The sequence below is a fragment of the Sphingobacterium corticis genome (genome assembly GCF_042684745.1).
Classification (GTDB): domain Bacteria; phylum Bacteroidota; class Bacteroidia; order Sphingobacteriales; family Sphingobacteriaceae; genus Sphingobacterium; species Sphingobacterium corticis.
On record NZ_JBHUMA010000006.1, the window covers coordinates 941,229 to 956,201 of the forward strand.

General features: G+C 40.5%; 14 protein-coding genes. 6 read left to right on the forward strand and 8 right to left on the reverse strand.

The features are described 5' to 3' along the window. Window positions 1–42 precede the first annotated feature (42 nt). From ACFSQ3_RS10060 to tssD, 8 genes are all read right to left on the reverse strand, one after another. Window positions 43–3,270 carry a SusC/RagA family TonB-linked outer membrane protein gene (locus ACFSQ3_RS10060; RefSeq protein WP_380869416.1) on the reverse strand — a complete coding sequence of 1,076 codons (3,228 nt, stop codon included), beginning with the start codon at window positions 3,268–3,270 and terminating at the stop codon, window positions 43–45. Window positions 3,271–3,283: 13 nt separating this feature from the next. Beyond that, a complete protein-coding gene (locus ACFSQ3_RS10065; protein ID WP_380869417.1) occupies window positions 3,284–4,330 on the reverse strand; it encodes a FecR family protein in 1,047 nt (348 codons plus the stop codon). Between the two features lie 84 nt (window positions 4,331–4,414). Then, the gene (locus ACFSQ3_RS10070) at window positions 4,415–4,996 is read right to left on the reverse strand and encodes a sigma-70 family RNA polymerase sigma factor (RefSeq protein ID WP_380869418.1); all 582 of its coding nucleotides are present in this window, start codon (window positions 4,994–4,996) and stop codon (window positions 4,415–4,417) included. Window positions 4,997–5,281: 285 nt separating this feature from the next. After that, window positions 5,282–5,497 (reverse strand): hypothetical protein, encoded by a 216-nt coding sequence (locus ACFSQ3_RS10075; protein WP_380869419.1) that lies wholly within the window; start codon window positions 5,495–5,497, stop codon window positions 5,282–5,284. Between the two features lie 17 nt (window positions 5,498–5,514). Then, window positions 5,515–6,111 carry a hypothetical protein gene (locus ACFSQ3_RS10080; protein ID WP_380869420.1) on the reverse strand — a complete coding sequence of 199 codons (597 nt, stop codon included), beginning with the start codon at window positions 6,109–6,111 and terminating at the stop codon, window positions 5,515–5,517. 163 nt (window positions 6,112–6,274) lie between these two features. Beyond that, window positions 6,275–6,817 carry a hypothetical protein gene (locus ACFSQ3_RS10085; RefSeq protein WP_380869421.1) on the reverse strand — a complete coding sequence of 181 codons (543 nt, stop codon included), beginning with the start codon at window positions 6,815–6,817 and terminating at the stop codon, window positions 6,275–6,277. Between the two features lie 251 nt (window positions 6,818–7,068). Next, on the reverse strand, window positions 7,069–8,076 hold the full coding sequence (locus ACFSQ3_RS10090) for a hypothetical protein (protein ID WP_380869422.1): 1,008 nt from the start codon (window positions 8,074–8,076) through the stop codon (window positions 7,069–7,071). 3 nt (window positions 8,077–8,079) lie between these two features. After that, window positions 8,080–8,577, reverse strand: coding sequence for a type VI secretion system tube protein TssD (tssD, locus tag ACFSQ3_RS10095; protein ID WP_380869423.1), 498 nt, complete (start codon window positions 8,575–8,577; stop codon window positions 8,080–8,082). 163 nt (window positions 8,578–8,740) lie between these two features. Between tssD and ACFSQ3_RS10100 the strand changes: the two genes are divergently transcribed. From ACFSQ3_RS10100 to ACFSQ3_RS10125, 6 genes are all read left to right on the forward strand, one after another. Continuing rightward, window positions 8,741–9,517: an amidohydrolase family protein gene (locus ACFSQ3_RS10100; protein ID WP_380869424.1), complete on the forward strand. Its 777-nt coding sequence runs from the start codon at window positions 8,741–8,743 to the stop codon at window positions 9,515–9,517. A gap of 47 nt (window positions 9,518–9,564) precedes the next feature. Next, the gene (locus ACFSQ3_RS10105; RefSeq protein ID WP_380869425.1) at window positions 9,565–12,780 is read left to right on the forward strand and encodes a S41 family peptidase; all 3,216 of its coding nucleotides are present in this window, start codon (window positions 9,565–9,567) and stop codon (window positions 12,778–12,780) included. 167 nt (window positions 12,781–12,947) lie between these two features. Then, the gene (locus tag ACFSQ3_RS10110; protein WP_380869426.1) at window positions 12,948–13,190 is read left to right on the forward strand and encodes a hypothetical protein; all 243 of its coding nucleotides are present in this window, start codon (window positions 12,948–12,950) and stop codon (window positions 13,188–13,190) included. A gap of 14 nt (window positions 13,191–13,204) precedes the next feature. After that, window positions 13,205–13,513, forward strand: coding sequence for a hypothetical protein (locus ACFSQ3_RS10115; RefSeq protein WP_380869427.1), 309 nt, complete (start codon window positions 13,205–13,207; stop codon window positions 13,511–13,513). A gap of 113 nt (window positions 13,514–13,626) precedes the next feature. Continuing rightward, window positions 13,627–14,613, forward strand: a complete 987-nt coding sequence (locus ACFSQ3_RS10120; protein ID WP_380869428.1) for a DUF4625 domain-containing protein — start codon at window positions 13,627–13,629, stop codon at window positions 14,611–14,613. 175 nt (window positions 14,614–14,788) lie between these two features. Beyond that, window positions 14,789–14,923, forward strand: a complete 135-nt coding sequence (locus ACFSQ3_RS10125) for a hypothetical protein (protein ID WP_380869429.1) — start codon at window positions 14,789–14,791, stop codon at window positions 14,921–14,923. Window positions 14,924–14,973: the final 50 nt, after the last annotated feature.

A 14,973-nucleotide genomic window follows, 5' to 3' on the forward strand; every position in this document is an offset into this window, starting at 1 on the left:
AGCTCCGTTGTTTGCAATCAAGACATTTCATATCAAGCTGAATTAGAAAGTTACATTTAAGGAGAATCCTACATAGCGTGTGGATGGATCCTGTAAATTATCGTCATTACCGATTCCAAAATCTGGATCGATGTAAGGAATATTCTTCCACATCGCTAGATTCATTCCGAATACAGAAGCTTCAAGCGATTTTACCTTTGTAGATTTCAGCACCTTATTCACGTCATATCCAACAGATAAACGTCTTAATTTTACGAATGAACGATCGTACACGTTTGCGAATGTGCTGTTTTCATTCTCGGTAACTCGCGCTTGATACGGATAAATCTGCGACCAAGTTTGCCAGCTAACAGCATCTGTGAATGGCGCGTAAGTCCGCGTATCGCTGGTGATATTTCCTTGCACATCATAAGCTACTTCGCCGCCGGTCACGACAACGCCTTTCGGCACATAGATATTTTGCCCAGCGTCATATTCTTCTTGACGATACATGGTTGATGATGGATGTTTTCCTCCCCACCACATTTTCTCGATCGTTTGCGAACGCATTACACCACCAATCGATCCGTCGATATCCATTTGAACGCGGAAACCTTTTACATTGAACGTATTACTAAAACCGAATTGCCAATCTGGATTGAAATAACCTAAGTAACGTGGGAATGGATCACGGATTGGCATTCCTGTCGTTGGATTTAAGATCAAATCACCGTCCGCATTCTTCTGCCAAACCTGATCGTAGTAAGCATCCGCGCGATCGCCTTGATATAAATTTCCAAAACGCGTTTGGTTATTGTAAATAGATTCCAGACGGCGAATTGAGCGCGTCCAATTAACTGCCGTGCGCCATGAGAAATTATCATTTTCTATAATACGCGCACCTAACATCACTTCCAAACCTCTTGTGCGATATACATTTCCATTTACGCGACGCGTAGAAAAGCCCGATGCATCTGAGTTTTCCAATTGAATGATTTGGTTCTGATCACGCATATTATAGTATGTCACATCCATATTCAACCGATTTTTCAAGAATGCAAAAGCAACTCCCATTTCCCAAGTTTCTGATTTTTCAGGAAGAATATTTGGGTTGACGATTCCGCTAGGATAAGTTACAGAAGGGATGGATCCGTAGGTTAACCCTTTGTTGTATACCGAGCGAATGTTGTATGGATCAAGCGCTGAGGATACAGAAGCCCAAGACGAATAAACCTTTAGATAGTCGACCGAACGTGGCATCGCGATATAATCCGACAAAATCGTACTGAAGGATGCTGAAGGATAGAAATACGAATTATTCTCCGCAGATAAAGTCGAAGACCAATCATTTCTACCAGCAAAATTCAAGTAAGTGGATTTGAAGATGTCGAAATTAACGGACGCATATGCACTTCGCGTAACCGAAGTTAAGTTGGAATTGGTTGCTTTAACTGGACCTTGTGTATTTCCTAGGTTGTACACAAAAGGCACGACCAATCCATCGGTTGATTGATAAATTTCAGAATACGTACGTTTGAATGTCGATGCTCCAGCATTAATATTTAACCCCAAGTTATCGCCAAATTGATCCGTATATGTAGCCAATAAATCCGCATCGAAGTTCAACTGATCCTTGTTCCACATTTTGTAATCGCCATTTCTAGAATCACCGTAATTCATATACGACTTCGGACTTTGCATATCTTCGAAGATGGAGCGTTGGCGCGCTGCGATACGTCCTTGTAAATTGAATTTAGAGGAAACTTGCCAATTCAATCTCGATTGCGCATGTACGACATTTTGGTCGAAAACTTGGTTTAATTCATTAGCAGCAAAGTACGGATTGTTGTACCAAGCATAATTGTAATTGGCCTGACGGTAACCTTCTTGACCAGGAATGTAATAATGATTTGCTAAATCATTTCCATTCACATCATTCCCCATCCACAACAAAATCGTGTACATGTGATTTCTCGGGCCGTATCCATAGCGTGGATAGTTCGGCGATTTCACTTTATTGTAGGAGAAATTAATATCGAGATTCAAATTCGATGTAAAACGGTAATTACTATTGATGTTTACACCACCAGAATGTAAGGAAGTATTTGGTACCTGCCCTTTTTGGAAAGCATATTTACCAGAAGTAAACAAACTCAACTTTTCCGATTTATGCGACAAGGTAAAGTTGTTCTCCGTAACAATTCCTCTACCTAAGAAATCACGCAAGTTATCGTACGAGCGCCATTCCGTTGGCACCCGTTCGTACCTTGATTTATCGTTATAAATAGTACCACTCACATCACCCCACCAAGGAATAACTTCTCCTGTTTGGCGATCGCGAATAGGGCTGTTCCACTGTGGAACAAGAATTCCGGTATTCAATTTTGGTCCCCACGTCATGTCGCCATCCGAAATACCACCATCAGCGCCATCCCAGAATTCGTATTTACCATTTGACCCGCTACCAAATTCACTTTGCGATTCCGGAAATACAGTAAATCCGGCCGACATCATATTAGTTGTTCCGATGCTGATTTCTAATCCTTCTTTTTTCGCATTCTTTGTAGTGATCATGATCGCGCCGTTTCTACCTCTAAAACCATAAAGCACGGATGCGGCGGTTCCCTTTAGCACGTTCACGTTCTCAATATGCTGTGCTGGAATATCAAATAAATCTGATTCAACCGGAACTCCGTCGACCACGATAAGTGGACTACGACCACGTAAATTAAATGTTGGTGCTTGAAAAATTCCGGTTTTATTATTCACGTTCAAACCAGCAACCTGCCCTGTCAAGGCATTACCGATATTCATCGTTTTCGATTCGTTTAACACTTCTGTGTTTACTTCTTGGGTTGCGTAGCCAAGCTTACGTTTTTGTTGTTTAATCCCAATCGCGGTTACGACAACCTGATCCATTTCATTCAGAGCAGGATCTTTCAGAACGATGATAGCACTGCTGCGTTGCCCGCCGGAAATAATGAAAGAACATTCTTCTTTCGACAGCATTCCGACGTAACTTACTTTCACACAATAATTGCTATCAGCAGGTAAATTCTCGAAAATAACACGTCCGTCTGCGTCCGACGATCCTAATTTTTCCAAATTTAATGTTGGATTGTGCAAACGCACGGTTGCATCTGGAATCGCATTGTTCTCATGATTTTGAACGAGGACGATTAATTCCCCTGTTCGTTGTTGAGCTTTCGCACCAAGGACGAAAACAAAGGATAAAAGTAGTGCTACGAGTCCGATCCTTTGAACCCATAGCTGTTTGGGTGTTGTAAACATTGGTTTGTAAGAATTAGTCATTTTTGGGGTTGATAGATTTTTTAGAAACGATGTACGATGAGTCATCGTCCGATTTTTCAATGGATAATTGATGCGTCAGCATAATATGATGAATGATGGTGGATAGCGGTGTTTTGGAATCGTAGTTTCCGTAGAAATTCATGCCTTTCAGATCAGCATTGGTACAATCAAATTGAACATCGAAGTTTTGCGACAATCGCTCAAAAACTTCTTCCAACGGTGTGTGATGAAAAGCCAAAATACCAGCTTCTAAAGTGAAAATTTCGGGTTTACTTTCTTTAGAAACTTCCTTAGGCATGTTAGAAATCGCCGAGATTTGAGATCCATTTTTCCAGATATCGCCCGGATTTAATGTTGCTAAGATGACCGCTGGCGATTTCCTTGTTTTCTTGCTTATAGCGACCTTACCGGAAAGGAGTTTGACGCTCGGTTGATGTTTATCGGAAGAATGATCCACCCAAAATACGGTTCCGAGTGCTGTGGTATGGTATTCTCCCGTGATGACGGAGAATGGACGATTTTTATCTTTGAATACATCGAAACGCGCTTTACCTTTTAGATAAACATTTCGGCGCTTTCGGTCGAATCCGTCCACCAAATGAACGGTAGCATTCGGCATTAATGTGATTTTCGTTCCGTCGGAAAGTAAAATAGATCGTTTCTGGTTACCATGATTGGCGTAAACCTGTAGTCTACTAACCGCTTCTGGTATGACAACGTTCGCTATTCCCTCGACAAGCAGATCACGCTGCTTAAACGAATTCGAATAGAAATACATCGAAATTCCCAAGCACAAAACCATGGAAGCTGCGATGGCAGCGATTCGATATATCTGTAGTGACCGAAGCTTGGTTTGCTTGCTGCCAATTCGCTCATCAATGCGTTGTTTTAATAACTTGATATCGTCCTTCGAAGCACGTTCTTCTGAGACGCGTACCGACTTTAACCATTCTTTGAGTTGAACAATTTCTTCCGGCGTGCATCGCCCTTCCGAATACGCTTGGATAAGTTCTTGTAATCCCTTTTTTTCTTCCGACATATACTAGGTAGTTGCCGGAAGTGGTAGATCGTACTATCTTTTCGTTGTTAAGAAAACATGAAGTTTAGCTTAACGCAATATGAGTTAGTTTTGAAGGAAAAAGGCCACAATGGGGAGCATAAACAGTGTTTCTTGGACGTGCTTCCCCGTCATCTCTTTGCGCAAGTAATCCAAAGAATTTGTCAGTTGATTTTTAACCGTCTGATTGGATATCTCCAACATATCCGCAATCTGTTGGTTGGAGTAGGATTTATAATATTTCAATTCGAAGACCGCGCGCATACGGGAAGGCATTTGGTCTACGGAATGATCGATTTGTTCCATCATATCGGAATAAGCATGCTCAAATGCATTAGCTTGATCAAATCCTTGCATCTCACTTTGAAGCGACTGAAGCACCGTATAATGATCTAAATGTTTTTGACTCAATCCAGATTTCCGAAAATGAAGAAAAACTTTTCGATAAAGTGCTGAAATCAGATAATTCTGTACGTTTGATTGGATGTTGATATGGCCTTTACGTTGCCAAAGGTCAACAAATAAGTCTTGCACTAAATCCATCGCTACATCCTTATCTCCTACTTTGCTAATTGCAACATTCAATAATGTATTTGCGTGCTGTGCGTATAACTCCTCAAAATTGGCACTAGAAATAATATCCTCCATGTGGGCTCGAATCAATTGATCGGTTCGCTTCCAAATTTCAGATGCCAGTATAACTAAATTGTTAATCGATTATTAATGAATTATAATTTTTAATCACAAGGAATTTAATTATCAATAAAATTATACATCTACAGGAAAGTGATTCGGAAAATTAATTCCATCTAACGTATTGAGCCAATTATTTATTCATGAAATCCACTGAATCCTCATCCTTGCCAAGATGAAATTTTCGCGTTATTTTTTTATTTAATTCAACATGAAATACATGGGAATTGGCCTTTGTTTTTAAGTGCTTTCGAGTTGTTCGGAATTATTTTGTTGATCGCTATCGGAATGTTTTTCTTTTGCCGCTAATGCTTCTTTCATTTTTTTGCGCGCGCCAATAACAGATCCGAGGAACCAATATGTAGCGACAAAAACGCCAATATGAAGGATAGCTGGGATATCCTGAAAAACTAAAATAGATAGAACTGCGTAAACTGCCGCTAAAATAGTAACCACATAAGCTACAATAAGAGCTATATTCCGTTCAAAAAATCATTCCCAACTTCTATTAATGGTTGACCTTGACGCTTCTCTATATTGTTCAGTTCTTCTAGTTTTAGCAAGAAATTTTCCTCAAACTGATGGTGTTGGGATTTTGGAATGAACGCCGAAACACTAAATGTAAAAATACGACGATCAAATGTTGTTAATGTGAAACCATATCCCCCGCGTCCATGTACGGATTGATAAAAACGTATATCACCCCAATCGAATGATCCATCCTCTGAATTTTTAAACATGCAAGGCTTTTTCCAATGCCAACTTACACCACCGTTGTCCACTTGAATTTCCAAAACGCCGTAAGAAAGTTTGAAGGCAACCCAGAAGCTTATAATTAATTTCGCAGCAATCAATAATAAGAATATTGGCTTACTCATCGAATAATAATACCATTCAATGATTGCAGAATTTTCTCTTCCGTACACAACGATCCATGCAAGCGAAAAGATCAATATCATCCATATACCAATGTGAGCAAATGGTTGAGTAACTCGATGTGTCGTAGTTAGAGCTAAATCCCGCGAAGATTCCTGTTCCGTAATTTGATCTAAGTTGTAATTGCTATTCAAAAATTATAAGCTAAGGTTTCCGATTCGTACAGATTTTAATATAAGAATTATCCATGTGAAAACCAACAATTCAGCCCTATTTGTTTCTGGATCTCTTCTGTCTTCGAGCAATGTGTAGTTTTACATCAAGCATTCGAATAGCACCGAAGAAAAAAAAATTGCACTAATTATTTTCACTAAATAACCCTACCGTTTCTTCCAGCGTTTGCGTTATTCTTAGCGATATCTCCTCTGGTAATTCTGTGATATTTTGATACGATCTGATAGCATAATCTTGATCCACAAAATCTATAAATGCCATCACTCCTGTTCCGCCCCAGTAAAAATCATAAATGATCGCGTTCCCGCTTCTACCTTCCGAAATAAATGGCGCTGCCCCGGCTAGTAAAGCGAGCATTGGTAATATTTCGCTATAATTCTCAGAAAAGAAAATGATTACAAACACCCATTCTTGATTTGCTTCGTCGTAAAATTCGCGAGCACCAGCACCGCTTTCTGCAAGGAAAAAATCAATAATAGCACGATTGCTAGAAACAGGATAGAATGAAACTTGTTTTAGCAAAATCCCACTATGCATTCGGCGACTCTTCCACCAGCAAGACCATTCCTCATTTACCTCGACTATGCTGGGTTTTTCGTCGAAAAATATCTGTAATTGTTCTTTTGAAATCGGGAGACGTACATATAAAGAATTTAGTTCTGCCATGAATAATAGGTATTTTCTCTCACTTGTTTAATTTGTTCTCGAAAACAAAAGTGCATAAATATACTATTATGAACAACCTTTTATTGTCTACATTATAACTACACAGCTACAAAATTGATGTTAAATACACGATAGAGAGAATTTCCGAAGGGTATATTTTTAACATATATCCTCAAATTATATCGTAGACCTTCGAATTCCAAGGGCAAAAAAAATTACGGCCGTATCGGCCGTAATTTTACATTTTGTTGCTACGAATTTCCTAAATTCAAACGCATTATTTGCTGATACTCTTGCATAAAACGTTCCACTTTGCTGACTCGATAGAATGATGCCACTTCCACCTCTTGTGCACTTTTGCTTTTGTCGGAACTCAAGAAGTTGAGATTGACTGATGTGCGCGAATAAATGCCATTCGTCGAATGTCGAACGGTTTGTACACCGATATAACTCTTGTAGTCGAATTCTTTATTTAGAAAGGCAAATAACGCTTTCTTTTTAACGGTTCCAGCATCAGGATCGAATATGAAATGTGTAAATGCATTGTTGGCAAACACGATCGTCATAATCAGAAAAAATCCTTGCCCAATCCACACGCCGGTGGTTTTTTCTTCAATCAAAGTTGCTAGAAAAATTGATAAGCCGATAAACACCAGCGCATAAATTAGGTTGCTGACTTTACCATTTCTCACTACATAAACCCCATCTTCCTCTTTGAAATACTTGAAATGCTCAATATCAGCTGGCTTATCCGGTCCTTGCGGATCATGCTGATCTAAAAAAGCATGAATGCGTGGGATGACATCGTTGACAAAAGCTGTTGCATTTGCATCATTGTTGTTGCTGTAGCCGCTCGAAATGGTGATTCCTTTTCCATATCGTGCATTTTTCCGAAATAACTTATAACTATAACCTCCCAAGGTTTGGTTAACGACATTTACCGCATGCAACTTACTGAATGGAATCGTGCTAACTGGTAGAATGTTAAACAGCTTTCGTTTGAAAACCCCTTTTTTGTTATCGAAAATGGCACTGCTGTTACCACTCATCCAAATTAATCCGGCAATAAACAGTATAGGCGCAACAATTGGAAGAATGACTTCGAACGAAGTATGCTCAATAAACCAAAACGCAGCGCATAACAATATTGCCAATCCGCCAAAGATAAAAGCAAGCAATTTGCTTATTCGGAACGGGAAAATGGTCACTTCATCTTCCGAAATCACCCATTTTGTATTCGTCCAATTATTAAATGCCATGATCTATTTCTCAATGGAAATTCCGTTGATAGCTACCTCATCGCAAGATAAAGCAATGCCAGAATCGCCATAACCTTCGCCGTAATTCGAGGCTTGCTGACTAAAACTGTACACGGCCGCTTTCTTAAACGTGATGGTTTGTGTAGCATTTCTGCCGAAGGAGTCAATCACAGTAATTGTTCCGTCGAAGCGATTCGATTTCTTCGCTAACACACGCAACAGATCGTCGGTTACTTTCAAAGCATTGATGGAAATGTACAGCGAAGCACCATCATACGCAGGAGTAGCTAGAGCCACTGAATCTGCACCAGTTGGTTTTGTAGGTTCTAAATTTCTCGAAAACGATGTACTTAACGAGGTCAAATCCGCGACAATTTCCTTGCCTTCGAATGAAATGGTCATTTGAATTTTTGTGCGATTCTCATTTTGCTGAGCAAACGAAGAACTGGTACATAATGCGAAACACATAATCGCACTAAAGAGTGTTACAATAGTTTTCATAGGTGATTAATTTAGATGAAGTTACAACAACTTTATCAATATTTCGGTTTTGAGATCGAAAGAAAATTTAGATTTTACCATCAATTATTGGATAAAACGCAATAAATAATCATTGTTCGAATTTTACTATATTGATACCTTCGTATATTAAACCTTCGAAAACATGTCCATATTCGATGCTCATTTTCATATTATAGATCCTAAATTCCCATTAGTTCCAAACGACGGTTATCTTCCACCAGAATTTACCGCCGAAGATTACCAAAGCCTAGCGAAAAAGTTAAATATCAATGAAGGTGCTATTGTTTCGGGATCATTCCAAGCGTTCGATCAGGAATATCTTATTCATGCTTTGAATGTATTGGGAAATGGTTTTGTCGGCGTTGCCAATATCCCGAACAGCATGAGCGACGAAGAATTGGATCGCCTAAACCAAGCTGGCGTCGTTGCTGTTCGATTTAATATTAAACGTGGCGGATCTGAAAAAGTGGAGTTCATGCAAACTTTATCCAACAAATTGTACGACCGATTCGGCTGGCATACGGAATTGTACGTAGACAGCAAAGACCTTGCTTCGCTGAAACCGCTGCTCGAAACGCTTCCTAAGTTTTCCATTGATCATTTGGGATTGACGGATGTCGGGTTAAAAGAATTACTTTATTGGGTGGAACGTGGTGTAAAAGTGAAAGCGACTGGCTTTGGTCGAATCAATTTTGACCCGATTCCTATCATGAAAACAATCTACGATGTCAATCCCCAAGCATTAATGTTCGGTACGGATTTACCGTCAACGCGCGCCAAAACGCCGTTTTCGGAAGCTGACATTCACTTAATCCGAGAACATTTCTCAGAAGATACACTGGAAAACATCTTTTGGAAAAATGCTCGACAATTCTACAATCTAAATTCGAATATCTTACATCTAAATACGCGCATCTAACTACTAAATGCTTACTTTTAACTTCTAATACCTTATTAACACCATTTATGCGTAAATATTTTTCATTTAGAAAGCTCGCGCTCGTGGCTTGCCTGTCTTTGCCTGCGGCGCTTTCTGCACAAGAAGCTTTATGGCTTCGCTATCCATCCATTTCTCCCGACGGAACATCCATCGTTTTTGGTTATCAAGGCAATTTATATAAAGTTGCATCAACCGGAGGGAATGCCACACCATTAACGGTTGGCGAATCGCACAGCATGATGCCAATTTGGAGTCGCGATGGCAAATCGATCGCTTTCGCGAACAATCGCCATGGCAATTTTGATGTATTTGTAATGCCTGCGAATGGCGGCCAAGCTACTCGCTTAACGTATAATAGCGCCGACGATTACCCGTATGATTTCACAACAGATAATGGCTCCGTTTTCTTCGGAAGTGCGCGACAAGCGCCTGCAGCTAGCGTTCGCTTTCCAAGTATTCGCTTGTTCCAAAATGTGTATCAAGTTCCCGTAAACGGTGGACGTGCGAAGCTGATTTCCGCTGCCGGAATGGATCATGCGAAAGTAAGTCCAAACGGAAAACAACTAGTTTTTCAAGATCGCAAGGGTTATGAAGATCCTTGGCGAAAGCATCATACCTCGTCGGTAACGCGTGATGTTTGGATCTATGATTTGGATAAGAATAATTATTTAGCGTTGACCAACGAAGAAATTGAGCACCGCGAACCGGTATTTGCTATAGATGGCAAATCAGTTTTCTACCTATCTGAAAAAGATGGCACCTTAAACGTTTACAAAAAAGGTACGCAAGCGAACGGTGCGAATAATCAGCTGACAACATTTACAAAAAATCCGGTGCGCCATTTAAGCGTTTCGAATAATAATACGTTGGCTTTCACGCAAGACGGATCGATTTACACCTTGACCGAAGGTGGATCACCCAAGAAATTAAGCGTACTTATAAACACCGATTCGGGCCTTCCGGATGTCAAGAATCTGCCGCTAAGCGGAGATATTCGCGAATTTGAATTGAGTCCGGATGGTAAACAAATTGCCTACATCACGCGCGGCGAATTATTCGTCACAAGCGTAGAAGGAGATTTTACGAAAAGAATTACGGAAACATCCGGGCAAGAACGCATGCTGAATTGGGCTCCAGACAGCAAATCGATTATCTATGCCGCGGAACGCGACAGCACAGGTTGGGGCATTTACAAAACGGAGATTGCCAAATCAGGCGAATCCTATTTTTTCAATGCCAGCTTATTGAAAGAAACGCCCGTTTTAGTAAACAGCAACAACAATTTCGCTCCGAAAATTTCTCCTGACGGAAAATCCATTGCATTCATTGAAGATCGCAACATCCTGAAAGTGATGCCGATCGGCGGCGGAAAAGCGGTAACCATTCTTCCGAAAGGACGCAATCACTCCTATTCGGATGGTGATTGGGGATTTAATTGGAGTCCGGATAGCCGTTGGTTGTTCGTAGATGATCAACGCGGATTTTTCATGAGTGGAAATACGGCTTTGGTAAAAGCGGATGGTAGCGGCGAACTGCGCCATCCTATACAAAGCGGATTTGGCGATGGCCGAGCAAAATGGTCGGCAGATGGAAAAGTGATGACTTGGGTGAGCAGCCGTTATGGTCGCAAATCGTTGGCTTATCAAGGTAGTCGCGAAGTGGATGTTTTCGCCGCGTTCTTCGATCAGGAAGCTTATGATCGTTTTCAACTAAACAAGGATGAATTCCAACTATTGGAAGAACGCGAAAAGCAAGATTCTACCAAGAAAAAGGAAGCAAAAGCAGAATTTGTACCGAACATCGAGAATTTGCGCAATCGTACGGTACGCCTAACGATCAATAGTTCGTCGATCAGCGATTACGTATTGAACAAAGATGCCAGCAAGCTGTTCTATTTGGCAGCTTTTGAGAAAGGTTATGATCTTTGGGTAACGGAACCTCGCACGCGCGAAACGAAGATTTTGGCGAAATTGGGCGGTTCTCCGAGCGGATTGGAAATTAGCAAAGACGGAAAGAGTTTGTTCATGACCAATCGCGGTGGCTTAGTAAAAGTAGATGCGGCAAGCGGTAAAGTAACGCCTATTAGCAGTCGAAGCGAAATTAGCCTGGACGCAGCTGCGGAGCGCGAATACATCTTCCACCACGCGTGGTTGCAAGTGGAAAAGAAATTTTACGATCCAAAAATCCACGGGGTGGATTGGAAAGGTTATAAATACACCTATGCTAAGTTCTTGCCACATATCAACAACAATTATGATTTTCAAGAGTTGTTAAGCGAGTTATTGGGCGAATTGAATGCTTCGCACACGGGAGGTCGTTTCTCTCCTCGCCCATCGAATCCAGATGTTACGCCGAGCTTAGGTTTGCTATACGACGAACAATATACCGGCGACGGATTACGCGTAAGCGAAGTGCTTTCTGGCGGACCTTTAGATAAAGCAAATATTGCGATTGATAAAGGATCGGTCATCACGGAAGTAGATGGAAAACCGCTGAAAGCGAATGAAGATTGGGCAAAATGGTTCAATCGGAAATCAGGCCAGTATGTAAACATCAGCGGTAAAACCTCGAATGGAACTGCGTTCTCAGAGAATATCAAGCCAATTTCGCAAGGTGAAGAAAACAGTTTGATGTACCGCCGTTGGGTAAATAGCCGCAAGGAATATGTGAACAAAATAAGTAATGGCCAAATCGGTTACGTGCATATTGAAGGTATGAATGATGGTAGCTTCCGCGAGCTGTACGAGCGCGCAATGGGCGAAAATGCCGAGAAAAAGGCATTGGTTGTTGATACGCGTTTTAACGGTGGTGGCTGGTTACATGATGATTTGAATACCTTCTTGAGTGGAAAAGAATATTTGCAATTTGCTCCGCAAGGCGATATTGTGAAAGGCGGCGAACCGGCATCGCGCTGGACACGTCCATCGATCGTTGTCATGAGCGAAGGAAACTACAGTGATGCGCATATCTTCCCATACATCTATAAGCAAAATGGATTAGGTAAATTGGTGGGAATGCCCGTACCGGGAACCGGAACTGCAGTTTGGTGGGAATCGCAAATTGATCCGACTTTAGTTTTCGGTATTCCGATGGTTGGCACCATTGGCAAAGAAGGACGTACCACGGAAAATATGCAGGTAGAACCGGATATCCGCGTTCCACTTCCTTATGGAGCATTCTTGAAGGGCGATGATCCGCAGCTTAAAACTGCTGTAGAAGAATTGTTGAAAGAGGTAAAGTAAGCTTTTCCCTAACCTGATAAGATAAAGCACAAGCTCCGACGATCGTCGGAGCTTGTGGCGTTTATAGCCGTTTTATTAGATAAAATATCTGTTACGGGAAGCCGTAAATTTTATTCGAGCTCGATTGTGTATCTTGGTGGTAAGTATTAACCAAACTACTATTAATCATGGCATTTATATTACTACAAGCTTCCACATTTGGAAGCGTTATCGGCTTACTAATTTCACTCGCGTTCGCCCTGGCGATTTTCTTATTATTTCGCAGTATATTTCTGTGGTACTGGAAAGTAGATAAGATTTTAGAAAACCAACAGAAGCAAATTGATCAACAAAAGACGATTATTGATGGCTTGGCTGGATTGTACAATCTTTTAGAAAGCGCGCAAAGCGAGTATTTTAAGAACAAATAAAAATTTCTAAAAAAATGACTGTAAAAGAGATCTCGGCAACATTTCCAAATACCTACAGGGTTTATATTAAATCAGTTTTCTCGCAAAATAATGGGCGGAACACTATTGATAAATTATATGGATTTTTAGATTCATTGCATAATGTACGTATCAATCTAGTACCAAACGATAAAAACACGTTGTTCAAACGGATATTAAAAGTAGACGACGAACACATTTATCGTGGAGAAGGATACCGCATAAATGATGCTAAAAAAGTACTTATTGAAAAAGCTATGGCACGTTTAGAAACGACCTTTGAAATCAAATCTTTCTTCATCTAAAACCAATTTAAGCGACTACCCTTATTTCATGATAAGCCAAATTGTTTTCTGATAATATTTTTGCACCTTTGTTGCATTAATAAGTTTTCCTAATCATTTCATCGAATGATCGTATGATTAAGTTAGGAGAATGGCATTATCTACATACATACTACAAAAATTATATCTACATGAAAAACAGCGTTAAGATGGCCAACTTGCTTTGGGTAGCGGTCATGATTGGGTTATGCACATTTACTGCTTGCGACAAGGAAGAAGCCTCTATAGAAGCTCCTAAACCCATTATTGAACATTTAGAAATTGGTTCAGGAAACAACAAACGTGCTGTTATAGGCCGCGATTTCCACTTGGATATGGACATAAAAGCTGCCGCCCCGGTTCTTTCTGTACAGATTAAAATAGAACCTAAAGCGGGCGAAACGTACGCCAGCGATTGGCGTTTTGAAAAAACGTGGGAGGGCGAATTTAGAGGACATCAAGAAGTTAATGTCCATAAGCATTTTGACATTCCAGAAAATGCCGCGGAAGGCAATTATGACTTCATCATCATCGTTCATGACGAAAATGGGGGAATTTTAGAAATGGTGGAACAGATTGAACTGATTCATCCCGCGAATCTTCCTGTCGACCCAAAATTGTATATGTTCATGGCGCAGAAAAACAAGAAGGATTATTTTTACATTCTGAACCGAGGTTTGGTTGATCCAACTGTAAAAGGATATTCAAGAGGCGATACGTTAACATCATACATCGACATTCAGCACGTGAAAGATGATGGCGTATTGTATTTATTACTTATCGCCAAATCGCTGAATTATCGTCCGGAAAGTGCGAACAATTTAGATTTTTCTAAAGTAATTGTCGCGGATAAGTTGGAACACAAAGGGTTGACAGAAACAAAAACATTCAGTAATTACGGTAAGCAAGTCGCGCAGAAGGAATTGGTTATTGGTTCCGCACAAGACAATAATTCTCCACAGGGAAATAACTTGTCTAAATCTTGGAAAAATGGTGATTACTTACTAGCTGTGATCTATACAAACAGCACGAATAATCTAAGCGTTTTTCATTACGTGGATTGTGCTATCGACGGTTTTTAGCGTTTGATAAATCATTTAGCATCATACTGACCTGAAAATCAAAAATGGCAACCGCAATTAATTTCGCGTTGCCATTTTCCTTTGTTTCAACAATTACATTTTAATGATTGCCGTCGATCAATTCATCAGGTTCCAATGATGCTAAGGGCAAAAGCATTTTCATACAAGCACCTTGATGAAGCACATCTCATTTGGGTTGCGTAGTTTCTACACGCATATCCGCGTTGCACCTCCTTATGAAGCATTTTTGAAGGGCGATGATCTGCCGCTGACAGCCGCTGTAGAAGAATTGCTAAAAGAGGTAAAGTAAGCTTTTCCCTAACCTGATAAAGCACAAGCTCCGACGATCGTCGGAGCTTG